Genomic DNA, 23,469 nt, shown 5'->3' with positions numbered 1-23,469 from the left:
TTGATGCGATATTACATTTTCCCCATCGTATCCAAGACAAGAATGAACAAGTGCAGCAATAACCAGTTAATCGAAAACAAGAAGTTGCGCTTCGCCCAAGCTTCATTGTCCTTCGCCTTGAAGCCCGAGATGCAAATATACAGCCAAATCACATTAAGAATGGTTCCTAATACCCCGTAAATCCAGCTTACATAGCCATACGAATAGAACAGCCAAGTAACCGGCAGAAGCAGCACAACATACGGGATCATTTGCTTCTTCGTCCGCTCGATTCCTTTGACTACGGGAAGCAGCGGGTATCCAGCGGCACGATATTCTTCAACACGTCGAATGCCTAGCGCCCAGAAGTGAGGCGGCTGCCACAGGAATAGAATGAGGAACAACAGGATAGCCCCTTCATCCACTTGACCTGTCACAGATGTATACCCCATAACGGGTGGCATTGCTCCCGAAATGGCCCCAACAGAGGTGCTCCATGTCGATGTTCGCTTCAACCATAATGTATAAATGACTACATAAACAAACATGCCCAGAACGCCAAACCATCCTGTCAATGGATTGGTCATCAGGAACAAGACCGACAGACCTGCAATACCAAGAATAATGGCATACCAGAGCACAACATTCGGCTGTAAACGTCCCGTAGGAAGCGATCGATTGCGCGTACGTTCCATTTTCATATCGAAATCTCGATCAAAATAGTTGTTGAACACGCATGAGGACGACATCGTAAGTGCGGTACCAATTATCATCCACAGCAAGGTCATCCACGGAATATCCCATTTGGCTGCCACCCAAAACCCTGTGAATGCAGCCATTAAGTTGGAGCGAATAATACCCGGCTTCGTTAACTGAACAAACTCTTTCCATAATTCGACCCGCACCGGTTCCGGCGATAGCGGGATAGAGTCGGAAGGAGCCTGGTACGTATATTGTTTATCCAAAATGACCTGTTCCTCCTTGTGTTGTACAAACAAGAGCAGAAACTTTATGTTTCCGCTGTAATTTTCATCATATCAAAAACGTCCAATTGCTGACAATGTCTCGTAGCATCGTTCATCATTTTGACAATCTATTGGATCTTCCTCACAATAGCGTGTGTGGCTATACTTATTTGGAAATTGATGCGAACTCCCAGATGTGCAATTTGGATCTACCGCCAGGAATGCAAGCGGTAATGACGTCCCATTCACTTGTTTCCTCCAGACGAATCCGTCTTAGCTGCAAATACTCCTCGTGTGTGGTATCCATCCACTGCTCCACGAATACGTTAGGTTGGTCAGTTCCTTCATATAATACGACTTGAGGAAAAGGCTGCAGGCGCTCTGTAATCTGTTCTAAATATGCTTCTCGCTTGTCCGGCTCAATTCGATACTCGACAAATATAATGTTCATGGTTGATTCCCCCTCTTTCTTATGTTGCCCCCACTGAATCCTTCTTGTGAATTGTACTCATGAGTCATATTCTGGTACATAATTGCTCACAATACAAGAGGGTGATTACGAATATGGATACAAGCACACATGCTGTTATTGGATTGGGGCTTGCCGGACTCTCACACATTGATCCTGCCGTCATGACCCATCCTGCTACGGCTTCGGCCGTCTTCTTCAGTGTTCTGCTCGGATCACAGGCTCCAGACGCGGATGTTGCACTCAAGCTGAAGGACAACACCACCTATATTCGTCAGCATCGAGGCATCTCACATTCCATCCCGATGCTGCCAATATGGGCACTGCTTATCGCAGGTCTAATGACTTTGCTGAACAAGGGTGCCTTGTTCTGGCACGTTCTGCTCTGGACCGCTCTCGCCGTAGTCATACACGTCATTACTGATCTGTGTAATGCCTATGGGACCCAAGTGGCGTGGCCTGTTACAGACAAATGGCTGTCCTTTGACTTCATCTCGCTGTTCGATCCGATTATTTTCTCTTCCCACCTCGTAGCTGTAGCATTGTGGGGATTGGGTGTCTTGTCACCAAGAATAGTATTTCCCGTGCTGTATGCGCTGCTCCTTGTGTACTTCTTATGGAGGGCATCTGTACACAAGAAGCTTAAGGATCAGATGCTGCTCTTCGATGAAGAGTACGTCCATTCGGACACGTATACACTTATTCCGACCGTATCGCTATCCAGATGGAATGTAGTCAAGCCTCTTCCAGAAGGGGCTTACCGAATCGGGAACTGGAATCACAATCGTCTCCATTGGACAGAGACGGCCTACTGCGATAAGCATCCAGCAGTAGAAGCTTCCAAGGAGCACCCTGCTGTAGAAGCGCTCCTGTACATTTCACGCTACGCTTGTGCATCGGTAGAGCCAACCGGTTATGGATATGCCGTTCGCTGGGCCGATGTCAGGTATAGGCATCGCAAGCAATTCCCCCTCGTTGCTGTCATCATGATGAACGCCAAGTATGAGACGCTTGATTATTTCGTAGGCTGGCTAAGCAAAACTCACTCCGGCAAGCATTTTGGATTGGAATACGAATAGAAACGGCGTGTAAGGGCACTTAGAAGAAGAAGGTACAGGGAATCTGTGAAGACAGGATCCACTGTACCTTCTTTTTTGGCCAAATGCTGTTGATACTCACTTTTCATAATAAAAGGCTACCCCGCGCGCAGGGTAGCCAAATCATTAGTGCATTTCGATTAGCGGGAACCGCCGGAAAGCGATTGTTGTGCCATTTGCACCAAACGCTTCGTCATGTATCCCCCGATAGAACCGGTATCACGGGAAGTGTAGTTCCCGTAGTAGCCGTCTTGTGGAATTGGAACGCCCAATTCCTGAGCAATTTCGTATTTCATTTGCTGCAATGCAGCAGTAGCTTGAGGAACAACCAAGTTGTTGGAACCAGAACGATTAGACATAGGTGAATCTCCTTTCGCAATTAGGCGCTTCTAGTTGTGCAAGCTTGCAAACTTATTTTATCCGGCCTGCAAAATGTTATACTTATCTGTAACATTATTTTGCGAAAAGGAGTCTTCCCCATGAACAAATGGTTATCACTATGGTTCGCATGCTCTTCCATCGCCCTGCTGATCGCAACAGCGATCTCCATCAGCCAAAGTGTCTGGCTTGCTCTTCTCTTTACCATACTTGCTATCGTGAATATGGGATGCGGCTTCATTGTGAAGGCCAAGCTTCGTCGGCGAAGCTTGGCCCAACAAGATCATACAGCAGGCCAGTAGGCAAGCAGGCTTAACAAATCGTCCTAGATTTATTGCGGGAGCACAAAGCCCATCCGGCGCTTCACTTCCGTTAAAGTCTGCTCTGCCGCTTCACGTGCCCGCTCAGCACCACGACGCAGCGCCTCGTGATGTTCACCTGTGCGTCTTACTTCATGATAGCGGGCTTGAAGCGGCTCGATGAGCGCAGCTACATGCTCTGCCAAGTCTTTCTTGAAAGGACCGTACATTTGGCCCTCGTACTTTGCTTCAATGTCAGCAATGGACATACCAGCAGCGTGAGCATAGATGCTCATCAGGTTGCTGATTTCCGGCTTATTCGCAGGATCGTACTTCACAAGCGCTTCAGAGTCCGTCTTCGCACGGCTGATTTTCTTTCGAATAACAGCAGGATCATCTAGCAAGGCAATAAAGCTTCCAGGGTTAGGGTTACTTTTGCTCATTTTCTTGGAGGCGTCATCCAATGACATAATCCGTGCGCCGACTTCCGGGATATACGGTTCTGGAACAGTCAGGAAGTCGCCGAAGCGCCCGTTGAAACGTGCAGCCAAGTCCCGAGTAAGCTCCAAATGCTGCTTCTGATCATCGCCAACGGGAACAAGATCGGCTTGATATAATAAAATATCTGCAGCCATAAGAGATGGATATACGAACAAGCCCGATCCAACTGACTGCTTCCCTTCCGACTTATCCTTAAATTGCGTCATCCGCTCCAACTCACCCATATAGGTGAGTGTCGTCATCAACCATCCAAGCTCTGCATGCTGATGAACATGAGATTGGAGGAAAATGTTCGACTTGCTTGGGTCGAGGCCTGCCGCAATATACAAGGCAGCTACAGATTCTGTCTGCTCACGCAATTTTTCCGGATCCTGCGGTACAGTAATGGCATGCAGGTCTACCACCATGAAGAAGCACTCATGTTCTTCCTGCAGCTTCACGAAGTTTTGGATTGCTCCGATGTAGTTGCCAAGTGTCAATTGACCGCTTGGCTGAATACCAGATAATACGCGTTTCATCACGCAACACTTCCTTTTCCACAAATATCATTATTCTTGTATCGTCATACTCGAGAACGCAAAAAAGGCCCTTCATCCGCAAGGGACGAAGAACCGTGGTGCCACCCTAATTCGCCTGCATAATCGTATGGCTGTGACATCTAACAAGCACAGTCCTACGAATGTTAGGAAGCATCAGCAAACGATGCTGACTCCCTCTTTGCAAGCCTTGACCTCTGTAACGCAGAGCTGCGGCTATGTCTACTTCATGCACATCACTGGTTCAACACAGCACTCCGAGGCCCATTCCAACTATGCATTCGCGTCGGTTCACAGCGACCACCGACTCTCTGGAGCTACCGCATAGCGTACTTGTCCTCATCATCATTTTACACGAATTCAATTATATCCTATCACTTATGCGAGCTCTACATAACTAGGAATTAGCCATAAGGATAGCGAAGATCATTGTATTTGTCAATCTGTTCTGTTGCCCGTTTATCGCCCGCTTGAATTAGACCTTGTGTGCTTCAATGACTTTAATGCGTGAATTTGCTATCATGAAAATAACAAACCATTACATAACTTCACGAGCAAAGGGGCAATTCGCATGTATCAGATTACGAGAGGCAAATGGAACGATCATGAGACAGTTATTCTTCACAGTGACACGCTTGAGGCAACATTGCTGCCTTCCCTAGGCGCTAATCTCATTCGTCTGTGGGACAAAGTGCTTGAACGCGATATTTTGCGTACGCCAGCTGAGAGCGATCTGGATTATTATATGACCAAACCTTACCACTTCGGCATCCCTATGCTTATGCCGCCTGGACGGATACGCCGCGGACAATTCCAATATGCAGGAGTGTCCTATCAGTTTGATCAGAACACAGCCAACAACAATCACATTCACGGCTTGCATCGCTTGCAATCGTGGCAAGTTACATGTGCCGAAGCAACCGAAGATCACGCTATCGTCACGGTTCAGTTCCATTCTTCTGAGGATAAGCACTGGATGGAGCAATATCCAACACCTCTCCAGTTCGAGCTTACTTACGAACTGAAGGGAAGCCAACTGACACAACAATTGCAAGTAACCAACGTTGGTGAGCAGACTGCACCATTTGGCTTCGGAACACATACGTGGTTACAACTTGATGGCGAACCGAACCGCTGGACCCTGCAGGTTCCAGTTACAGGTGTGTATGAGCTGGACGAAGAGCTTATTATGACAGGAAATACGTTGCCGCTGGGTGATAACGAGAAGCTGCTCTCTGGAATGAACCTAGAAGGAACCGACTTCGATACGGTATTCAGCATAGGCGAGCATAAGCCTGAAGCTTGGCTGTCCCGCGAAGACGGTTATCGTATCCGCTATACAGGCAATGAGCCTTGGTTCAAGCATTGGGTTCTCTACACTCGAGGCACTGCGAATGAAATTATCTGCATAGAGCCTTATACTTGGCTTCCTGATGCGCCAAATCTTCCATTCGGCAATGAGGTTACAGGCTTGATTGAACTTGAGCCGAACAAGCCAGTTATCCTCAACTTAGAGCTTGAAATTCAACATCCATAACAGGGGAGGCGACAAGCCTCCTTTTTGGGTTCCTCCCATAAATGCCGGACCAGGACAACTTGGCATTATTTACATTTCACAACGAGCACTTCCTCTCGCATATTTCATCTCTATCTCTCCATAATAACTATCACAAGGAGGTGAACAACATGCCAAATCAACAACAAGGAAGCGGAAGCCGTTCCAACAATCTCGTTGTTCCTCAAGCAACAGCAGCTCTTCAACAAATGAAATTTGAGATCGCTCAAGAATTGGGTATTCCAATTTCTCAAGATGGTTACTACGGTAACTATACTTCTCGCGATATGGGCTCCATCGGAGGCTACATCACGAAGCGTCTTGTACAAATTGCTGAACAGCAATTGGCTGGCCGCGCTCGCTAAGCTTAGCTGTTGAACCTTTTTAAGCTAGTTACGTAATACCCCATACTTACGAAAAAAAGCAGGACGTCCTACTACAACCAACTGGTGTTAGAAGGGACTCCTGCTTTCTTATTTACAAATAACATTCGACAATTGCAAATGAACACATTAAGATACATTTCTGTAAGTATGTAGATTCTCTTCCTTCTTATCCAAAATATGAACCATATTATGATTCGATTCAAACCATGTGCTGACATGCAGCTCCCCATGCCTAACTGTAAAATCGTACACAATCTCCCCATGCGTCCAATTCTTCTTATGTTTCAGCGCATCAATCGCCGTTTGCAGAAATTGGGCAATCTGCTGCCTCGACAATCCTTGTCGAATCGGCTTTAGTTCACCAGCACAGCTTTCCAACGCATCGTGCTTCACACCGAATTTCCCAATGATATCATTGCGAAGACAAACTACAATTGTTCCACCTGTCAAACCAATCAGCTCTGATTCTAATTTCTCAAAAACTAGGCTTATTTGCCTAGCTAATGGAATCGAGACAGACTTCATCTTATTCATTCCTCCCTATTTTGACAGAAGCTTAGCTTCAATTTTATGGTTCTTTAGTCACAGTATAAGGGATTATTTTCCTTTAATCAACACATTTTTACATCATACAAAATCGTCTTGACGAATTTCGTCTAATCGTGTTGAATTTACTAACATTTTCATAGACCATCTTCACAGCCGATGCTATAATGATTTCAAATTCTAAATTTTGGCATGACAGGGGAAAGGAGCGGTCCTATGAACTGGTTCTACAAGTTAAACTTCAAACAAAAGCTGCTGTTCGGCTGTTACAGTATCGTCGGCCTATTCGCATTAGCGACAATAGTCCTACTCCTAGCTGATGTATCGCTTACAACCGGGATAATCATTATCGCCATCCTGATCGGTGTTAGCTATCCCATTATTAACTTTCTGGAAAGTTCATTGAGTGCCCCGATCAAAGACATTGCCCAGTCAGCCCTGCAAGTATCGAAGGGTGACTTCTCCCAAACGTTGAACGTGACAACGAATGATTCACTTGGCGAGTTAGGGCATGCTTTTAATTCCATGATCATTAAGCTTCGTGAAATTTTACGCCAAACGACCGATATTACGCGGCACGTATCCGAATCAAGCAGAGAAATGTATCATATGAACCACAATTTAAAGCTCGTTATGGAACAGGTGACAGCTTCATCAAATGAACTTGCGATTGGAGCAGCGGAAATCTCCGAAGATGTCGCATCGATGTCGGATTCCGTCAAGCAAATTGAGCAGAAGGTTGAGTCCTATACATACTCTACGAAGGAAATGAATGAGCGTTCTGCCCTTACAGTCGGTCTCGTTGCTAAGGGAAGAACGGCAGTCGAGACACAAAGCGCAGGCATGCAGCGCAACATCGAGGCAACTGATCAAGTAGCTTCGACAATTGAGGAACTTGCACGACAAGCAGATGGCATCTCCAAAATTACACGCACCATCTCTGACATTGCTGAGCAGACGAACTTATTGTCCCTTAATGCCTCTATCGAGGCGGCACGTGCTGGCGAGCATGGCCGTGGCTTCGCAGTCGTCGCACAGGAGGTTCGCAAGCTTGCTGAAGAATCTTCCGCTTCGACGAAGGAAGTATTTACTCTGGTGAAAAGCATTGAGTCAGGCATCCGCCAGGCAATTACGAATATTCAAGTCAATGAAGAGGTCGTTCACGCCCAAACGGAATTAATTAAAGAAACAGAGCGCATCTTCCTAGAAATTGTAGATAGCATTCAATTTATTACCGAACAAATTGCCGCCTTCGCGAATGAAAGTGATACGATGCTGGAGGGAGCTGTAAACATTTCAAGCTCCATCGAGAACATCTCAGCAATTACACAGCAATCTGCTGCGGGAACAGAGCAAGTATCTGCTTCTATGAATGAACAAATTACATCCGTCCAAGCGATGGCCGATGCTACGGAGCAAATGCAGCAAAAGGTGATCCAGTTGCAGCGCACGATTCAAGTATTCAAATTCTAATATTGCATATTCGATATCCAAAACAAACGGGGCAGCCACTAGTAGAATGCTACTAAGGGCTGCCCCGCTGTTATTGGATTACCTATTTACCTACCTTACAGCTATTCAGCACTGTAAATGATAAGTTTAATCTCCAATTCCATTATGCAAGTTATACAGTTGCTTCTTGTTCAACTGCAAGCGTGCGCTTGCGATCCTTGCGGTTCCACAACATGAAGCCAAAAGTTCCAAGAAGGGCAAGAACAAAACCAATGCTGTACATGACATTACCGCCATACGATTCCTGCAGTGCTCCGCCAATAACTCCTCCCGCCAATCCGGACAAGCCAAAGAACACCATACCGAGCAGCGATTGTCCTGTAGCTGCTAATTTCTGTGGGAGAAGCTGCACTACGAATTCGATTGCTAAGGCCCAGAAGCAAGCATACGTAATCGAATGCAATCCTTGCAGTACGATTAACATCACCGGCTCCGTCGTTATGGAATACAGCAGCCATCTAAGCGCATATAGCATGCCTACGGCGGAAAGCAATGTCAACATTCGATAACGCTTCATGATTCGTCCCATAATAATGAAGCCAAAAACTTCACTGAATCCTGCAACAGCCCATGCAATCGATACCTGCCCGGAGGTTGCGCCCAAATCGCTCATATGCAGCGATAGCAGCGCATCATTCATCCGGTGGGGCATCCCGATGACGAAAATAAGAGCAAGCAATACAAGCAAGGAAGGAATGGTGAGCGCCTTTTTCAAAATGGTCATGTTCACCGCTTCATCCGGCTCACCATCATCATATCTCGGTTCCTTCAAAAAGAACATACCGATAAAAAAGCTGGACCAGACCGGCAAATACATCCAGAACAGTGAATCCACTCCGCCCACCAAATCAAATACCTGTGCTAGCGTTACAGCCGTTACGGTGAAGCCAACTGAACCCCAAAGGCGAACAGCTCCATATGATTGCTGCATAGAATTGGCTATTTTAACTGTTAACGTATCAAGCAATGAAATCGATGGAAGATAGCAAATATACAAAATCAGAATACTTACCGCGACAAGGATACGATCCGTTGTCAAAAAAGCTAATGACGCTGATATTCCCAATACAATCCACAAGCCGATTAGTAGCGGGCGAACCTTTCGGATGCGGTCGCTAATAAGACCTGCGGCAGGCTGTGCAAACATCGCCAGAAAAGGCCCCAACATTAATATAGTGCCTACTTCAAACGGTTCGAAACCCCGCTCCCGCAATAGAAGCGGCAAATAAGAAAGCAGAACGGCATTCGTTGAGTAAAACAAAGCATGGAACAGCTTAAGAAGCCTAGTTGATGTCGCCAAGTTGTTTTTCCTTTCTATGTAAGCCTCATTTAACTTGCACGGTCTATCCGTTGTCACTCTAATTTATTCAGTCATTTGCAGGAACAATTCCACGTCTTGCAATGTCACATCTATCGCCGATTGCCAGAAATCTGGCTTCGTCAAATCTACGCCAAGGTGCTTCTGTGCAAGATCCTCTACCGTCATTACCGCTGTATCCCTCAGCAATGCATCATATTTCGCTGCGAAGGATTCACCTTCTTCTAAAGCCCGCGCATACAATCCCGTACTGAACAAGTAACCGAATGTGTATGGGAAGTTGTAGAACGGTACACCCGTCATGTAGAAGTGCAGCTTAGACGCCCAGAAGTGCGGGTGGTACGAATCCAGTGCACCACAGAACGCTTCCTTCTGTGCCTCTTCCATAAGTGAGCACAATTCCTCCGAAGACAATACACCCTGCTTACGCTCCTCATAGAAGCGAGTCTCGAACAGGAAGCGCGCATGAATATTCATGTAGAACGCAATTGAGCGCTGAAGCTTATCCTCCAGAAGTGTCAGCTTCTCTTTCTCATCCTTCGCCTGTTTCACCGCAGAATCTGCTACGATCATCTCTGCAAATGTGGAAGCCGTCTCTGCCACATTCATCGCATACCCCCGTGCAAATGGAGGCAGGTCTTCCATCACATGCGTATGATAACCATGTCCAAGCTCATGCGCAAGCGTAGACACGTTCGATGGTGTACCAGCATATGTCATGAATATACGCGTTTCTTTGCTTACAGGCAACGAAGTACAGAACCCGCCTGGGCGCTTGCCAGAGCGATCCTCTGCTTCGATCCAGCGCTTCTCGAAAGCATTCACTGCAAATTTAGCCATACGTGGGCTGAATTTCTCGAATTGCTCTACTATTGTACGGGCGCCATCATCATAAGAAATCTTCGATTGCGTGCTGCCGATTGGCGCTTCTACATCACACCATGTGAGTTTTTCCACACCAAGCAGCTTCGCCTTGCGCTCCAAATACTTCACGAACGCCGATTTATTGCGTGTAATAGTATCCCACATTGCATCCAGTGTCGCCTGTGACATCCGGTTATAAGCAAGGGGCTCCTTCAATACTTCCTTCCATCCACGGTTCTCATACAGCTTCAAACGGAAGCCTGCAATGCGGTTCAATGCGTCTGCACAGTAGTCAGCACGCTCCTCCCATGCTTCTTCCCACTTCACGAACATGTCCTCGCGCACTGAGCGATCAGCATCGGACAGCTTGTTGTCAGCTTGTCCTGCAGAAAGATGCACCGTCTCCCCATTCTCTTCATGCGTGATGCGGAAATGGGATACGATTGTGTTGTAGTTGGCACTCCATCCGTGATATCCGTCCGTTGCCAAATCGCCTACAAGCGCTTCCTTCTCCGGTGACATTTTCTCCTTTGCCCATTCACGGCGTTCAGTCAAATTGAAACGAATGCCTGCAATTTCAGGCAGTGCAACAAATTCAGACCATACCTGCTCGTCCATGCCGCGCAAAAGCTCATCATAAAGCGTATCCAAGGTTACCATTCGGGCACCGATGGAACGTACACGATCCGATAACTGAATCGCTTTCTTATCCTTCACATTTTGTGCCGTCAAGCAGCCTATGTAAGCACCGGCCTCACGCAACTCTATAATCAACTGCTGCAGCTGCTCAGTTAATTTAGCAAGCTGTTGCGCCTCTTTACCAGATTGAGGAATCGCCATTGCCTTAAGCTCATTCGTGATCGAAGCAATCTTCTGCTCACCGGTTGACAATGAAGCCTTCAGTGCTTCGGATTCTGATCCACCTTCAAAAATAACATCCAAATCCCATGTTTGACTTAACGGTTGTTTCATCGTGCACACACCTTTCATTTGGCTTAATTTGTCCACACCTATTCAACCTTGCAAAGTTTGAGTTTTGCACCTTGACCGTGTATAACTAAACTATATCAAAATTTCTAAGAACTCGCATAGGGAGGATCGTGAGATGAAACCATTGCCAATCTCTGCAGACACTGCTGTCAAACTGTCTAAGGCGCTTAATGTTCCCTTAGAGCAGCTCATGCATATGCCGCAGCACATTCTTATACAGAAGCTCGCTGAGCTTAATAAGGCCGATCAGAGCCCTTCTGGCGCAGAACAATCATCGGAGAACACCAAGGAATGATACCATTTGAAAATACACTGCCGTATGATCAGCTAATGGGCGACCTGTATATATCAACCTGCCCATTTTGTAAGAAAGACAATGTCCTTCTTCCCATTAAGCCAAATGAGCTTCCTGATATCCATGACGGCAAGAAACGGCTCCTTGTATTCCCTTGTTGTCGCAACCGCCTCGTCATCATCGATGCGGATAACGATTATTTGCTCGCAAACCGCGCGATTCGATAGAGAATGCATCGGATCAGTGAGGATTGATTTTCACTGGTCAAGACAAAGACGTGTACCCGCCACTTCTGCCGGATACACGTCTTCTTGTCTCCTCATTCAATCGGCCATACTTGATGTAGCGTTTTCAGTTGCTTCTCTCATTTCCTCACGAATCAGGGTCCACTGCTCTCTAGCAGCTCGGATCATTGCCGCATCCATGATCCTTTTATCATGAACAATTTTACTGAAGCATTTCACAGCCTCATTGAATTCGCCTAATCTGCGATACAGCTCCCCAATAATAAAAATGAGCCGCGCATCGTTCTGATCGCGCCACTCCTGCTCCAGCACGGCAACATAGGCGTCAAGTGCATATTGCATATATCGACGCTCTTCTACCACATCATTGCGATATCGATACAACCATGCGATATGGTGAAGAAGACCAGCAACCACACGATGGCTCTCGCCAATAGTCTGAGCTGTTAACAGAGCCAGCTGGTACGTTGCAAGCGCATCCTCCCAAGTCCGCTCGCCACCGTAATCACGGTTCTTCCACTGGTTCGCGATGCGTGCTTCGAACTTCCTACGCTGCGGCTCGTACCAATGTTTTAAGGAATTTTCTGTGGATGCACATCCACATGAAGGACATACCCGAACTACGTAATAGTCCGGATTCACCTTGCCCTCGTCATAATGCGTACAAAAATCACTGTCAATGCGTGAGGGCTTCTTGAAGCGAGGCCGTACACGCGAAGTAACAAATACCTGTTCACAGTACGGACAGCCTACCTTCACCGTAAAAAGCGGTTCAACCTCCATAAATCGTTCCTCTTTTCTGCTGATCGATTATGTGAGTCGCACGAAGTCCATGAAAACGAATCTATTATGGAATACATGAGCCGTTCTATTTGAACAAGGAATTAAGCCTCATCATTCGTATTAATAAAGTGATACGCTGGGCCCGATAAGCGATCGATAACCATCGCTGCCAGCCCTGGCTCCATTCCTATCTCATGAAGCGCTTCCCGCATGCAGCCTAACCATGCATCTGCACGATCACGCGTTATCGGAAATGGTAGATGACGTGCACGCATCATTGGATGTCCGAACTGATCAGAGTAGAGAGATGGTCCTCCGAAAAACTGCGTCAAGAACATGAATTGTCGTTCCATTACCGGCATAATATCCTCTGGGAATAGTGGCGCAAGCAAAGGATGAGCCTGGACTCGTGGATAGAATGCCTCCACCATCTTCCGAACCGTCGCCTCTCCGCCGATCGCCTCATATATTGTTTGACTGTACCGTTCCATAATCGCTCCTATCTATTCTCCATCATGCGACTGCCATCAACAGCCAGCATTTCGTCAATAAAGTAGTCCTTGTTCAACACTTTATTACAAACGAGCAGAAGTTTCAATCAAATGAATGGTGAACGCGCAAATAAGCACAAAAAAACGCTGAGCATCTGTTCAGCGTCTGGCCGTAGTTGTAGTCTCTTCTTACCTTGTCTTTACCAATCTTCTTCTGGTGATCCCATTAACGATTCCCGAATGACATAAACAAAAGCGCAAACAAGGATGCCTGCAATAATGCTCACACCAATCACCCCTAACGATCGGATACGCATTTCATCTTTCTTGTATTTTTAGTGTACCATAATGCTTCCCGAAATGACACGGATAAATGCAAGCGTTTCCTTTACGTTTTGATTACAGAATAAAGACAGAATTGTATCATCACAGCGCTGTTCTGAAGGTGAACAGCATGATTGTTGTCCCTTTATCATATGTTGTATTGCAGTGGTCGTCCCATTGACTGAAGAAGTAGAGGGAGTGAATATACAATGAGCCGCTCTCGGACAAGCTCCTCCATCCAGATTGTACTCATCGCAGCAACGATTGGTCTCTTCATTTTATTAATGATCATATATCCTGACACCGTATTATCCGCTTCGACACGGGGGTTGGCCATCTGGTGGGACGTCCTGTTCCCATCCTTGCTCCCGTTCTTTATTATATCCGAAGCTCTGCTTGGTTTCGGCATTGTACACTTCATTGGCACCTTGCTTGATCCAATCATGCGCCCGATGTTCCGCATCCCTGGAATCGGCGGGTTTGTGGTCGCTATGGGGTATGCTTCCGGTTACCCTGTTGGAGCCAAGCTCACCACTCAGCTGCGAATGCAGAGGCTCATTTCCCGTGAAGAAGGGGAGCGCCTCGTCGCCTTCACCACGTCATCCGATCCCATATTTCTAATAGGTGCTGTATCCATCGGATTTTTCGGAGACGCCAGCCTAGCTCTTACGATTGCACTTGCTCATTACGGAGCGGCATTTGTCGTCGGGCTATTGATGCGATTCCATGCTCCGCATGCTCCTATGACACCCATAGCAGCAGCTGTCGAGCCGATCTCCTCCCATGGACAGACGAAGCGTGTCAGGCAGACTCCCCTCGTTGTCCGCGCCTTCTGGGCCATGCATGAGGCAAGGCAGAAGGATGGCCGCTCCCTCGGCACCTTATTGCAGGAGGCTGTTGCCTCCTCTTTAAAGCTTATGATCGTTGTAGGAGGGCTGGTTGTCTTTTTCTCCGTTGCGATGGACTTACTGTCTGTAATTGGGGTTATGCGTGTATGGGAGGCTGTGCTGCAAGGGCTGCTTCAGACTGTTCAACTCCCCGGCTCCCTCTCTTCCGCCTTTTCCGGTGGAATATTTGAGGTCACTCTTGGCGCTAAGGGCGCTGGAGCCGCGGACTCAGCTGGCACTCATGCACAAGTGGTAGCCGCAGCTTGGATTTTGTCATGGGGCGGATTGTCCGTCCATGCCCAAATCGTTAGTATTATGAATCAGTGCGATTTACGATATATTCCTTTCTTTGTTTCCAGACTCATTCACAGCTTCCTTGCCGCATTCGCCGCTTTTATCCTGTATCCGCTGCTCCGTACAAGAACGGTACAATCCTTGCTCCCTACGTGGCTGTCTGACTTAGACCACAACATAATTCCAACGAAAGTATGGATTACAGCATGGTCAGCCACACATACTGGTCTTCTAGCAGCCTTCGCCATTCTCATTATATTGAGTATCGGATCAGCGGCTGTTGGATTGCTGCGATATTTCCATCGAATGGGCAGATAAGGGAACGGCTAATCTGCTTCAGATGAAATGGCGATTGTATTCCAGATGTGGAACGTATAATATGGAATTGGATATACTTCGTTATAAATCTTAATGAAAAGCAGTGCAAAGGAGCCAACGCCTTGAAGTACGCAGTAATGAACCGGGGAGACGACGTATCTGCCGCATTAGCTGACACGTTCCACCAACTGGCCAACGATCGGGGCCTAGTACGTGATGATGACGAACCGAATATTGTATTATCCATAGGCGGAGACGGCACGATGCTTCAAGCGTTCCATCGATACATCGATCAGCTTGATCAACTTGCATTTGTTGGCATCCATACCGGCCACCTCGGGTTTTACGCGGATTGGAAGCCAGATGAAATTGAGATGCTCGTTCAGTTGATTGCAGATAATCGAACTCAAGATCAAATATCACCGCGCATCGTCAAGTATCCGCTAATTGAGCTGCAAGTCGCTACTCATGACAACGGCTCCAACAAGACATACATCGCATTGAATGAGTTTACGCTTAAAGGGGTAGAAAATACGCTCGTCGCTCAAATTGATATTAATGATGAACTGTTCGAAATGTTCCGTGGAGATGGGGTGTGCGTATCTACTCCGTCTGGAAGTACAGCTTACAATAAGAGTCTCGGCGGGGCTATGGTTCATCCCTCGATCCCATCGATTCAACTTGCTGAGATTTCATCCATCAACAACCGTGTGTATCGTACGCTTGGATCGTCGCTTATTTTGCCGAAGCATCATCATTGCGACATCCATTCTCAGAAGAAGCAGAAATTGCTCCTGACGGTTGATCATATCAACATTCCGTTGGAGCAGCTGTGCTCCATACGCTGTAGAGTCGCCGATCAGAAGGTAACATTTATTCGCTATCGTCCATTCCCGTTCTGGAATCGGGTGCGTGAAGCCTTCCTCGGATATGACGAGCACGGCTGTTATAACGTATAAGTTCAACTTCACAATGCCCGCTGTTCACTGGACGGCGGGCATTGCTATGTCCTATTCATGCAAACGGCACCGCTCCTCGTCTTGAACGGATGAGAAGCGGTGCCGGTAAGTCCATCTACTATGGTATTATGCTGTGTCTGCTTAGGAACGCACTTCTTTAGGTGCGCGTTCTACCCGCTCTGCCCGTTCCTTCGATTCCGCAGCAGGTCGTGGCTGCGCACCTGCCTGATTCGGTGTACCGCCTTTGCCATGATTCTGCTTATTGCGATTGCGCGAATGACGAGGCTTACGCTCAGACGAGGATGGCTTCGCAGCTGGTTCCGCTGCTGCATCCTGATTATTTTGCTTCGGCTGGAGTACGATCCCCTGCTTCGGTTGCTGCGGCGGCAAATCCGCAGTAGGCGCTTCCAATGCTGCTGCACCTTCTTGTTCTGCTTCATCTCCCTGATCTCCAGCAGCCCTTACACGGACATCCTTGTTGCCTACCCTCTCCAATATGAAATAGGCGCATCCGAAATTGCAATATTCATTAATGTAATCCATCATTCCGGACAAGGCGCTATCCTTAGTGGATTTCGCATGAGTGTCACGGAAGAAGCCTTTGAGGCGAAGCTGATTGTATCCCCAATCCCCTAGAATGTAATCATACCGTTCTAGTACTTCGCTATAGCGACCCTTGAATGCTTCCGGATTCCATGCGTTCTTGTACTCATGAATGACTTCGTACGATCTGCCTCCAATTTGAATCACGTCCGTGATTCCCCCTTCCCCTGCCGCAGCAGGCTCAAGCACGAACGGAGGAGCGCGCTTTATCGAGGTTGTTCCCATAACATAGAGGCCTGCATGCTCCCTCTCCTCCCGATTGCCGCCGCTGCTCCTTACAAGTCGCTAGCAACTTGTAAGGAGACTGGGACATCGAGTAGATGATGCATTCTTCCCGCTGCTGAACATCGGCTTCTCGAACGGTCACTCTTTAGGCGAACTCCGTCTCATCGCCAGCGGCTAACAACACGATTACGCTTGTGTAGCCATGGACTTATGAGCGGACTGGACTTGTTCATGCGCATGGTAGGAACTGCGGACAAGCGGTCCCGATTCCACATGGCTGAACCCACGCTTCAATCCTTCGTTCTTCAGCTCTGCAAATTGTTCTGGAGTGTAATATTTCTCAACGAACAAGTGTTTCTTCGTCGGCTGTAAATACTGTCCAATTGTCATAATGTTGCAATCAACGGCGCGAAGATCGTCCATTGTCTGCAAGATTTCGTCCCATTCTTCCCCTACGCCAAGCATAATGCTGGATTTCGTAGGAATGTTCGGCTGCATTTCCTTCGCACGCTTCAACAATTCAAGTGTGCGTTCATACTTCGCCTTCGCACGTACACGGTCGGACAACCGTTCTACCGTCTCGACGTTATGATTGAGAATGTCTGGCTTTGCGTCCATAACCAACTTAAGTGCATCCCAATTACCCATGAAGTCCGGGATAAGCACTTCCACACTGCAGAGTGGCAACCGGCGACGTAGCGCCCGGATCGTCTCTGCAAAGATCGATGCTCCTCCATCATTCAAATCGTCTCTGGCTACGGATGTAACGACACAATGGCGCAAGCCCATGCGCTCTGCAGCTTCTGCTACGCGTTCTGGCTCCTGCAAGTCCAATTCCGTCGGCATGCCGGTATTGACCGCACAGAAGCGGCAAGCACGAGTGCAGATGTCTCCCAAAATCATAAACGTCGCCGTACGATTTGCCCAACATTCATAAATGTTCGGACAACGTGCTTCCTCGCACACGGTGTGCAACGTTTTGGAGCGCATCATATCTTTAATCTCGGAATAGTTCTCTCCGGTAGTCAGCTTGATGCGTATCCAATCTGGTTTCTGCTTCTGCTCTCTCGTTTTCATGGAGTCTACCTTCCTTCTTGTTCGCTTAACCTTGACCTAATTCTGTATTATACCATGAACCCTTCAAAATCTATACCTACGTGTCCATTGCTTGGATAAAAAGGCCATTTACGCACATTCTAACATTAAATCAACCTTTTCAGGTATGGAATAAGGAGGAAATGAAGACATGAGACAAGCTCCATCTTATCTATGTGCAGGACTTGCCTTATGGCTGGGGCTGATGACACCACATTCAGCAGTGTTGGTTCACGCCGCTCCGTCTGGTTCACAGCAGCAGAAGATTCAGTCTAGCCAGCAGTCTGGAGCTGCCAAAGATTCTGGTCAGGCACCATCCCCGGCAGGGGATGTATGGAAAGAGCGTCGAAATTTATATGAGCAAATGTCGATACTGACCGGAATCCCTTGGTACCGATTAGCTGCCATCGACCAGTACGAGCGGGCGTTGACCAAAGCCAACCCAAAACAGCGTAAACATCCAGATCGACTAACAGGCGTATATGTGGATCCCCGTAAATGGGCTGGCATGCTGAACCCGGATATCAATGATGACAACCCGAAGTCAATATCTATCTTTAGAGGTATTGGACGTGACGGTTCCGGGGACAAGCGTGCGGACGCCTCGAATGATGTGGACTTGCTCTACAGCGTCGCTTCGATCATTGGAGCCTATGGGCCTAATGTCGAAGATTTCGGCAATGGACTGTGGCATTATTATTCCAATCCACGTGCTGTTCAGCGTGTCCAGCAGTATGCGCGGATTTTCGAGCATTTCGATAAAGTAGATCTGTTCGAGTACACTTTCCCATTGCCTCTTGGAAGCTCCTATTCATATCGAAGTACTTTTGGAATGGGACGGCATTACGGGGGATATCGTATTCATGAAGGCACCGATATCTTTGCCGGATATGGGGTTCCTGTGCGCAGCACCTGCTATGGCATCGTTGAGGTGAAAGGCTGGAACCGTTACGGCGGCTGGCGGATCGGCATACGTGATCTGAATAACATTTATCATTATTACGCCCACCTTTCTGGTTATGAAAAACATATTAAGGTTGGCGATATCGTCACCCCAGGTCAGACAGTAGGATGGGTTGGCAGCTCTGGATATGGCAAGCCTGGCACATCAGGCAAGTTCCCTCCACATCTCCACTATGGCGTATATCGCGATCGCGGTTTAGTCGAGTACGCGTTCGATCCGTACCCGCTTCTGTACCAGTGGGAACAATCCGATAAGCGCAAGCGGCTGAATTCCAAGCGGCGCTAACGATTGGGTTCTAAATAAGGCAAAAAGGGCACATCTTTCGGCCGTACCGATGAATGTGCCCCTTCTTCATTTACGAATCCCTTACACATTCCATTACACATCTGATACAGATGCATGCGCCCTTTATCATACAGAATTGATTTTTTATCGCTTACAGCCTCATCATACTTTTCATTTCATATCTTTGTGCGCCATAATCCGATCACGATCCAGTATTGCCGTTACCGCCATGCTGCTGCACATCACCAGTCTCGGCCGGAGCTGTCGGATCAGCATGCGTTTCCGTCTGTGTTGGAACTGTTATCCCTTCCTGCTTGCTGCCGGAAATACTCCCGCTTCCTCCGCTGCTTGGAACCGACTGCATTGGCAGCGACAAGGCAGGTGCTTTCTCCCGATTCGCTCCTACTGGCTGGCCCTTGCCATCATAATAGTACATTGGAACATCCCCTACGACGAGCAAATAGGAGATTGGAATTTGGGTTTCAACCACTTCAGGCTCCAGATCGAATGGAATGACAATCGCAACCTCTTCCGTCACCTTGATATACACCTCAACCAGTACCATATTGATGCCTACGTCCATGGGGCGGGTATTCAACTCCACCTTAACCGCACCCTGCGGCTCCATCTTAACCGGTATCCGTGGACCGAAGGAAGCGATCAGCGGACTGCCCAGCGCTTGACCAAGCGGAATCTTATCACTGATTTCATGAATATTTTTGAGCGAGGACTCTACAATATCTACTGTTTCGGAGGTAATCCGCATATGCTCGTTGTAATTCAAGACGAAGCTTGTCACTTTACCGCGAGAATCGGTTTTCCATTCAATCAGCTTATCGAGTTCTCGTCCACGCATCACCTGATCGGTAATCGCTCGGTTAATGGCTTGTGTCGCAATTTGCTTTACACGAATTTTAGCCAAATGCATGAGTGGCCCCTTCACATTTCTATCCACGTAGACGAACAATTGCACTGTCAATAGCGTGATAATAACGAGCGCAATGAAGAAGGCTCTGCGTTTTCGCTTCGGCTTCGATTGTCTGCTGCTCCAGCCTGATGATACATTTTTGGCTTCTGATTGACCTGCAACTGGCATCCTCGGCCGTGGACGCCACCCTGACGCTCTCCAGCCTGGACGGCGTTTGCTCCAAGATATTTTCGGCCATCTCCATCGCCGCGCACGGAACCCGCTCGAACGCCACCTATTCACATCCGATTCCCCCTTCCGGTCGGTGCAACGAGCAGCCTGTACGTTCTCAGTGTATGCTTGCCCGAGGGAAAAAAGAAGAATTCAACCGTGTGAAAGCGGCTATTTTAACTGCTTATTGAGCTCATCGCACAGCTTCTTGTACCGATAGTGATCAATCGACCAGAACAATGCATAAATAATCATACCTACGCCTACATTACGGGCAATGTCCTGCCAAGCCGTTGTTAGTAGCAATGAAGCTCCAATAAGTACTGCAATAATAAGGAATAGCTATAACAGGGATATGGAAAATAGAGGATAGCAAGGGTTGCAGATTACACTCCTTCTATAAGTAGTTAATTTAAAGGGGGGATGCTATACCTACATTTATAAAAACTCAAAAAAACGACCTGCAAGGAGAGGATTTTCGTAATCCATCTTACAGGTCTCAATCTATCTCATTCTTTTATATTATTTCATCTTACTAGATGCATATTAGTATTCTTCGGCAGGGTATTCCGGATTTTGATCTTCCGGTTCTTTATTCTCTGGTTTTTGATGTTCTGGTTCTTTATTTTCTGGTTGTTTATTTTCCGGTTTTTGATGTTCTGGTTCTTTATTTCCTGTCGGTGTTCCCTCAACATCATATCCGTTTACTTCAAATGTAATGATTTTATCGTAAAATACATAATCTTTGCGATTTTTGAACGGCCCTTTGTTGTTGTTATGTTTGTCGAATGCGAACATGACGGAGCCCTTCCCTGCGGCACGACCATCATACCACGCAATAAATGATTCTACTTCCGCCATTGACAAGTCATACTCTTTTTGAATTCCATTATTCAAAATAAGGCTCAACAATGCGCGATTTCCAGATTGACCATCGCCAGAACCCGTACCTGGCTTTGTACCTGTACCTGGGTCTGTACCTGGATCCGTACCTGGCTCTGTACCTGGCTCTGTACCTGGATCTGGAGGTGTCACTCCATCAGGACTCGGTGTAGCAAAAGCCTCATTGGAAGTTACGCCCTCTAACGGGCCATACAATGCAGTTACTACATAATAATAGGTCTTACCGTTCTTTACTGCAGTATCCGTATAAGTAAAAGTGTTTCCTGAAACGGTAGTAATCGTGGTGTACGACCCTCCTGCGGTTTCACTTCGTTTTACTTGAAAACCTGTCGCGCCGTTACCATCACTCCAACTCAGAACAACTTGTTTATCTCCGCCAGCTGCATTCAGTTGAATCGGTTCTTGAGACGGTTCTTCAGGATTGTCTCCGAAGACATTCCACTCGTAGACATGAGCGCCACTCTCTGGTTTAAGGACAACGGTTTTGACACCTTTCACTGCCTCTGGAAGCATTTCTACTTCGTCCTTCTTAGTCGGCTTGTACGAGAGCAACAAATTATCCTTATCATCGTAAAGTTCTAATGTAACTACATAAGGGCTATTAACGATCAAAGAAGATATTTCTTTAGGAGAAGAGAACGTGTACCAAGGAAATGATGATACGTTGATAAGTTCTCTTGAGTCATTATTAATAACATTATCGGTTAAATTTTTAGTTTGCTTCACTTTGTTTCCTACAGATGGCCCTAAATTCACTACTCGTGCATCGAGTAAGCCCCCAGTATATTTTGTAGCATTCGGTTGAATGCTTTTCTCCGGCGATTTGGTGCTTTCGCCTGCTTCGTTAACAGCATTTATGACATAATAATAAGTCTTGCCATTCTCAACTGATTTATCTGTATAAGTAGTTCCAGCAATATTACTAGCTATCACCTGATGCGGCCCGCCGGGAGAGGTTGAACGTCTCACGTTATATGCTCTCGCTCCGGTCGATACCCATTCTAATTTGACAACCTTATCTCCGCCGTAAACCCAACTGATTGTAGTGGGTGTCGGTGGAGTAGATGGTTTTCTAAATACGTTCCATTCATTTACATACACACCTGAATTATCTGGCTTTAAAACTACTACCGATACGTTTTTGACCGATGAAGGCAAGGTTTGCACCCCATTAACATTTAACGGAGCATATGACAGAAGAAGATTATCATTTTCATCATAGAATTCAATATTCGCTTTCCCGGCGCTCGTAAACAATACGATTGAATTTACCTCTTCGGGCTTAGCAAACTTATGCCAAACGAATTGGTCACGATTAATGAGTTCTCGCGAATCATTGCTAACATTATTATCTGTTACTTTCTTGGATTTTCTTTCAGGCTTATTTACACTCTTGCCTATGTCCATAACGACGCCATCCAATAAACCACCCGTAAATTGCGTTGCTTCTGGCTTTTTGCTAATCTCTGGCGAATTGGCGCTTTCGCCTGCTTCGTTAACGGCAGTTACGACATAATAATAAGTCTTGCCATTAGTAACTGCTTTATCTGTATATGTAGTTCCAGCAATATTAGCTATCACCTTATGTGGCCCACCGGGAGAGGGCGAACGTCTTACGTTATATGTTTTCGCTCCGGATGCAATCCAATCGAGCGTTACGGTTGAGTCTCCAGCTTGACTCCAACTGATCGTCGTTGGTGAGGGTGGAGTGGATGGCGTTTCGAACACGTTCCATTCGTAGACGTAGTCGTTCTTATCTGTCTTGAGAACAACTGTCGAAACATTGCTTACTTTTGCAGGTAGAGTTTGAACACCTTCAACAGTTAACGGATTATAAGTGAAGAGAAGGTTGTTTTTGTCATCGTAAAATTCTACCTTCATCGATCCGCCGCCTTTCAAAACAACGGAAGTAATTTCTTTCGGCGCAGCAAACGTATACCACGCTACATTATCTGCTCTAAGAATTATTCTACTATTATTAGTAAGATCATTATCGGTTAACTTGGTTTCCGGCGTTCCTTGCCCGACCGCAGGTCCAACCTGAATAGGTTCTCCATCTAAAAGCCCGCCTGTGTACTGACTTGCTGCAGCTTCTGCCGGACTCGCAATGACGATTCCAAGAATAAAAGCCAACAGCAGAAAAGCTAATCCCGTTTTCTTCTTTTTCATTTTGTTTCCCCCATTATTTTTATCTGTACTTGATCCCACCAAAAAAGTCCAAATTTTAAATTTCTTTAGTTTTCTTATACTTGAATTTTTAGGTAA

The 23,469-nt window shown here is 46.8% G+C and carries 23 protein-coding genes, 1 pseudogene and 1 other annotated feature; of the genes and pseudogenes, 10 read left to right on the top strand and 14 right to left on the bottom strand.

The window, feature by feature from the left end:
* Positions 1 to 11 precede the first annotated feature (11 nt).
* On the bottom strand, positions 12 to 944 hold the full coding sequence (cyoE, locus tag RQP50_RS25140; RefSeq protein WP_268626027.1) for a heme o synthase: 933 nt from the start codon (positions 942 to 944) through the stop codon (positions 12 to 14).
* A gap of 166 nt (positions 945 to 1,110) precedes the next feature.
* Positions 1,111 to 1,395 carry a hypothetical protein gene (locus RQP50_RS25135; RefSeq protein WP_315747090.1) on the bottom strand — a complete coding sequence of 95 codons (285 nt, stop codon included), beginning with the start codon at positions 1,393 to 1,395 and terminating at the stop codon, positions 1,111 to 1,113.
* 113 nt (positions 1,396 to 1,508) lie between these two features.
* Between RQP50_RS25135 and RQP50_RS25130 the strand changes: the two genes are divergently transcribed.
* Positions 1,509 to 2,492 (top strand): metal-dependent hydrolase, encoded by a 984-nt coding sequence (locus RQP50_RS25130; RefSeq protein ID WP_315747089.1) that lies wholly within the window; start codon positions 1,509 to 1,511, stop codon positions 2,490 to 2,492.
* A 158-nt stretch (positions 2,493 to 2,650) separates the two neighbouring features.
* Here the strand turns inward: RQP50_RS25130 and RQP50_RS25125 are convergent, their stop codons facing one another.
* Positions 2,651 to 2,869 carry an alpha/beta-type small acid-soluble spore protein gene (locus RQP50_RS25125; RefSeq protein WP_072730701.1) on the bottom strand — a complete coding sequence of 73 codons (219 nt, stop codon included), beginning with the start codon at positions 2,867 to 2,869 and terminating at the stop codon, positions 2,651 to 2,653.
* A gap of 120 nt (positions 2,870 to 2,989) precedes the next feature.
* On the opposite strand from RQP50_RS25125, the gene RQP50_RS25120 reads away from it, so the two are divergent.
* Positions 2,990 to 3,190, top strand: a complete 201-nt coding sequence (locus RQP50_RS25120) for a DUF5325 family protein (protein ID WP_138184514.1) — start codon at positions 2,990 to 2,992, stop codon at positions 3,188 to 3,190.
* 29 nt (positions 3,191 to 3,219) lie between these two features.
* Here RQP50_RS25120 and trpS read toward each other — a convergent pair whose 3' ends face one another.
* Positions 3,220 to 4,206, bottom strand: a complete 987-nt coding sequence (trpS, locus tag RQP50_RS25115; RefSeq protein ID WP_021254260.1) for a tryptophan--tRNA ligase — start codon at positions 4,204 to 4,206, stop codon at positions 3,220 to 3,222.
* A 78-nt stretch (positions 4,207 to 4,284) separates the two neighbouring features.
* Positions 4,285 to 4,579, bottom strand: a binding site (T-box leader).
* A 216-nt stretch (positions 4,580 to 4,795) separates the two neighbouring features.
* Between trpS and RQP50_RS25110 the strand changes: the two genes are divergently transcribed.
* The gene (locus RQP50_RS25110) at positions 4,796 to 5,761 is read left to right on the top strand and encodes an aldose 1-epimerase (RefSeq protein ID WP_315747088.1); all 966 of its coding nucleotides are present in this window, start codon (positions 4,796 to 4,798) and stop codon (positions 5,759 to 5,761) included.
* A gap of 149 nt (positions 5,762 to 5,910) precedes the next feature.
* Positions 5,911 to 6,144, top strand: a complete 234-nt coding sequence (locus RQP50_RS25105; protein WP_005551150.1) for an alpha/beta-type small acid-soluble spore protein — start codon at positions 5,911 to 5,913, stop codon at positions 6,142 to 6,144.
* Between the two features lie 147 nt (positions 6,145 to 6,291).
* On the opposite strand, the gene RQP50_RS25100 is transcribed toward RQP50_RS25105, so the two are convergent.
* Positions 6,292 to 6,690 (bottom strand): O-methyltransferase, encoded by a 399-nt coding sequence (locus tag RQP50_RS25100; protein ID WP_315747087.1) that lies wholly within the window; start codon positions 6,688 to 6,690, stop codon positions 6,292 to 6,294.
* Between the two features lie 237 nt (positions 6,691 to 6,927).
* On the opposite strand from RQP50_RS25100, the gene RQP50_RS25095 reads away from it, so the two are divergent.
* Positions 6,928 to 8,184, top strand: coding sequence for a methyl-accepting chemotaxis protein (locus RQP50_RS25095; RefSeq protein ID WP_021254263.1), 1,257 nt, complete (start codon positions 6,928 to 6,930; stop codon positions 8,182 to 8,184).
* A 151-nt stretch (positions 8,185 to 8,335) separates the two neighbouring features.
* Here the strand turns inward: RQP50_RS25095 and RQP50_RS25090 are convergent, their stop codons facing one another.
* Together RQP50_RS25090 and RQP50_RS25085 are read right to left on the bottom strand one after the other, a co-directional pair.
* Positions 8,336 to 9,523, bottom strand: a complete 1,188-nt coding sequence (locus tag RQP50_RS25090) for an MFS transporter (RefSeq protein ID WP_315747086.1) — start codon at positions 9,521 to 9,523, stop codon at positions 8,336 to 8,338.
* A 63-nt stretch (positions 9,524 to 9,586) separates the two neighbouring features.
* Positions 9,587 to 11,377: a M3 family oligoendopeptidase gene (locus RQP50_RS25085; RefSeq protein ID WP_072730707.1), complete on the bottom strand. Its 1,791-nt coding sequence runs from the start codon at positions 11,375 to 11,377 to the stop codon at positions 9,587 to 9,589.
* Positions 11,378 to 11,510: 133 nt separating this feature from the next.
* Between RQP50_RS25085 and RQP50_RS25080 the strand changes: the two genes are divergently transcribed.
* Positions 11,511 to 11,690 carry a YycC family protein gene (locus tag RQP50_RS25080; protein ID WP_021258599.1) on the top strand — a complete coding sequence of 60 codons (180 nt, stop codon included), beginning with the start codon at positions 11,511 to 11,513 and terminating at the stop codon, positions 11,688 to 11,690.
* Positions 11,687 to 11,917: a hypothetical protein gene (locus RQP50_RS25075; protein WP_174807468.1), complete on the top strand. Its 231-nt coding sequence runs from the start codon at positions 11,687 to 11,689 to the stop codon at positions 11,915 to 11,917. The genes RQP50_RS25080 and RQP50_RS25075 overlap by 4 nt, the downstream gene beginning before the upstream one ends.
* 96 nt (positions 11,918 to 12,013) lie before the next feature.
* On the opposite strand, the gene RQP50_RS25070 is transcribed toward RQP50_RS25075, so the two are convergent.
* Both RQP50_RS25070 and RQP50_RS25065 read right to left on the bottom strand, forming a co-directional pair.
* Positions 12,014 to 12,718 (bottom strand): DUF2225 domain-containing protein, encoded by a 705-nt coding sequence (locus RQP50_RS25070; protein WP_065290678.1) that lies wholly within the window; start codon positions 12,716 to 12,718, stop codon positions 12,014 to 12,016.
* A 101-nt stretch (positions 12,719 to 12,819) separates the two neighbouring features.
* Complete coding sequence (locus tag RQP50_RS25065) at positions 12,820 to 13,209, bottom strand: globin domain-containing protein (protein WP_142545924.1); 390 nt, start codon at positions 13,207 to 13,209, stop codon at positions 12,820 to 12,822.
* A gap of 533 nt (positions 13,210 to 13,742) precedes the next feature.
* On the opposite strand from RQP50_RS25065, the gene ylbJ reads away from it, so the two are divergent.
* On the top strand, positions 13,743 to 15,032 hold the full coding sequence (ylbJ, locus tag RQP50_RS25060) for a sporulation integral membrane protein YlbJ (RefSeq protein WP_315747085.1): 1,290 nt from the start codon (positions 13,743 to 13,745) through the stop codon (positions 15,030 to 15,032).
* 122 nt (positions 15,033 to 15,154) lie between these two features.
* Complete coding sequence (locus RQP50_RS25055; RefSeq protein ID WP_021254271.1) at positions 15,155 to 15,991, top strand: NAD kinase; 837 nt, start codon at positions 15,155 to 15,157, stop codon at positions 15,989 to 15,991.
* Positions 15,992 to 16,132: 141 nt separating this feature from the next.
* Here the strand turns inward: RQP50_RS25055 and RQP50_RS25050 are convergent, their stop codons facing one another.
* Both RQP50_RS25050 and lipA read right to left on the bottom strand, forming a co-directional pair.
* Positions 16,133 to 16,819 (bottom strand): YutD family protein, encoded by a 687-nt coding sequence (locus RQP50_RS25050; protein ID WP_083545276.1) that lies wholly within the window; start codon positions 16,817 to 16,819, stop codon positions 16,133 to 16,135.
* 186 nt (positions 16,820 to 17,005) lie between these two features.
* Positions 17,006 to 17,908: pseudogene (lipA, locus tag RQP50_RS25045) on the bottom strand (lipoyl synthase); the annotation flags it as partial.
* 157 nt (positions 17,909 to 18,065) lie between these two features.
* On the opposite strand from lipA, the gene RQP50_RS25040 reads away from it, so the two are divergent.
* Positions 18,066 to 19,163 (top strand): M23 family metallopeptidase, encoded by a 1,098-nt coding sequence (locus tag RQP50_RS25040; protein WP_072730710.1) that lies wholly within the window; start codon positions 18,066 to 18,068, stop codon positions 19,161 to 19,163.
* A 202-nt stretch (positions 19,164 to 19,365) separates the two neighbouring features.
* Here the strand turns inward: RQP50_RS25040 and yunB are convergent, their stop codons facing one another.
* The 3 genes from yunB to RQP50_RS25025 all read right to left on the bottom strand — a co-directional run bounded on the left by yunB (position 19,366) and on the right by RQP50_RS25025 (position 23,373).
* Entirely contained in the window at positions 19,366 to 20,373 is a 1,008-nt protein-coding gene (yunB, locus tag RQP50_RS25035) for a sporulation protein YunB (RefSeq protein WP_315747084.1), read from the bottom strand.
* Positions 20,374 to 20,472: 99 nt separating this feature from the next.
* Positions 20,473 to 20,607: a hypothetical protein gene (locus RQP50_RS25030; protein ID WP_315747083.1), complete on the bottom strand. Its 135-nt coding sequence runs from the start codon at positions 20,605 to 20,607 to the stop codon at positions 20,473 to 20,475.
* A gap of 240 nt (positions 20,608 to 20,847) precedes the next feature.
* Complete coding sequence (locus RQP50_RS25025; RefSeq protein WP_315747082.1) at positions 20,848 to 23,373, bottom strand: fibronectin type III domain-containing protein; 2,526 nt, start codon at positions 23,371 to 23,373, stop codon at positions 20,848 to 20,850.
* Positions 23,374 to 23,469 lie beyond the last annotated feature (96 nt).

The sequence above is a fragment of the Paenibacillus suaedae genome, assembly GCF_032337355.1.
Lineage (GTDB): Bacteria > Bacillota > Bacilli > Paenibacillales > Paenibacillaceae > Paenibacillus_B > Paenibacillus_B suaedae.
This window is presented reverse-complemented; position numbering and strand designations above follow the sequence as displayed.

Coding starts and splice junctions, on each gene's coding strand:
- RQP50_RS25105 (WP_005551150.1), top strand. CDS start 5,911: ATGCCAAATCAACAACAAGGAAGCGGAAGCCGTTCCAACAATCTCGTT.
- RQP50_RS25125 (WP_072730701.1), bottom strand. CDS start 2,869: ATGTCTAATCGTTCTGGTTCCAACAACTTGGTTGTTCCTCAAGCTACT.
- RQP50_RS25075 (WP_174807468.1), top strand. CDS start 11,687: ATGATACCATTTGAAAATACACTGCCGTATGATCAGCTAATGGGCGAC.
- trpS (WP_021254260.1), bottom strand. CDS start 4,206: ATGAAACGCGTATTATCTGGTATTCAGCCAAGCGGTCAATTGACACTT.
- RQP50_RS25025 (WP_315747082.1), bottom strand. CDS start 23,373: ATGAAAAAGAAGAAAACGGGATTAGCTTTTCTGCTGTTGGCTTTTATT.
- RQP50_RS25080 (WP_021258599.1), top strand. CDS start 11,511: ATGAAACCATTGCCAATCTCTGCAGACACTGCTGTCAAACTGTCTAAG.
- RQP50_RS25095 (WP_021254263.1), top strand. CDS start 6,928: ATGAACTGGTTCTACAAGTTAAACTTCAAACAAAAGCTGCTGTTCGGC.
- RQP50_RS25135 (WP_315747090.1), bottom strand. CDS start 1,395: ATGAACATTATATTTGTCGAGTATCGAATTGAGCCGGACAAGCGAGAA.
- RQP50_RS25110 (WP_315747088.1), top strand. CDS start 4,796: ATGTATCAGATTACGAGAGGCAAATGGAACGATCATGAGACAGTTATT.
- RQP50_RS25050 (WP_083545276.1), bottom strand. CDS start 16,819: ATGGGAACAACCTCGATAAAGCGCGCTCCTCCGTTCGTGCTTGAGCCT.
- RQP50_RS25065 (WP_142545924.1), bottom strand. CDS start 13,209: ATGGAACGGTACAGTCAAACAATATATGAGGCGATCGGCGGAGAGGCG.
- RQP50_RS25070 (WP_065290678.1), bottom strand. CDS start 12,718: ATGGAGGTTGAACCGCTTTTTACGGTGAAGGTAGGCTGTCCGTACTGT.
- RQP50_RS25120 (WP_138184514.1), top strand. CDS start 2,990: ATGAACAAATGGTTATCACTATGGTTCGCATGCTCTTCCATCGCCCTG.
- RQP50_RS25130 (WP_315747089.1), top strand. CDS start 1,509: ATGGATACAAGCACACATGCTGTTATTGGATTGGGGCTTGCCGGACTC.
- ylbJ (WP_315747085.1), top strand. CDS start 13,743: ATGAGCCGCTCTCGGACAAGCTCCTCCATCCAGATTGTACTCATCGCA.
- RQP50_RS25040 (WP_072730710.1), top strand. CDS start 18,066: ATGAGACAAGCTCCATCTTATCTATGTGCAGGACTTGCCTTATGGCTG.
- RQP50_RS25085 (WP_072730707.1), bottom strand. CDS start 11,377: ATGAAACAACCGTTAAGTCAAACATGGGATTTGGATGTTATTTTTGAA.
- RQP50_RS25100 (WP_315747087.1), bottom strand. CDS start 6,690: ATGAAGTCTGTCTCGATTCCATTAGCTAGGCAAATAAGCCTAGTTTTT.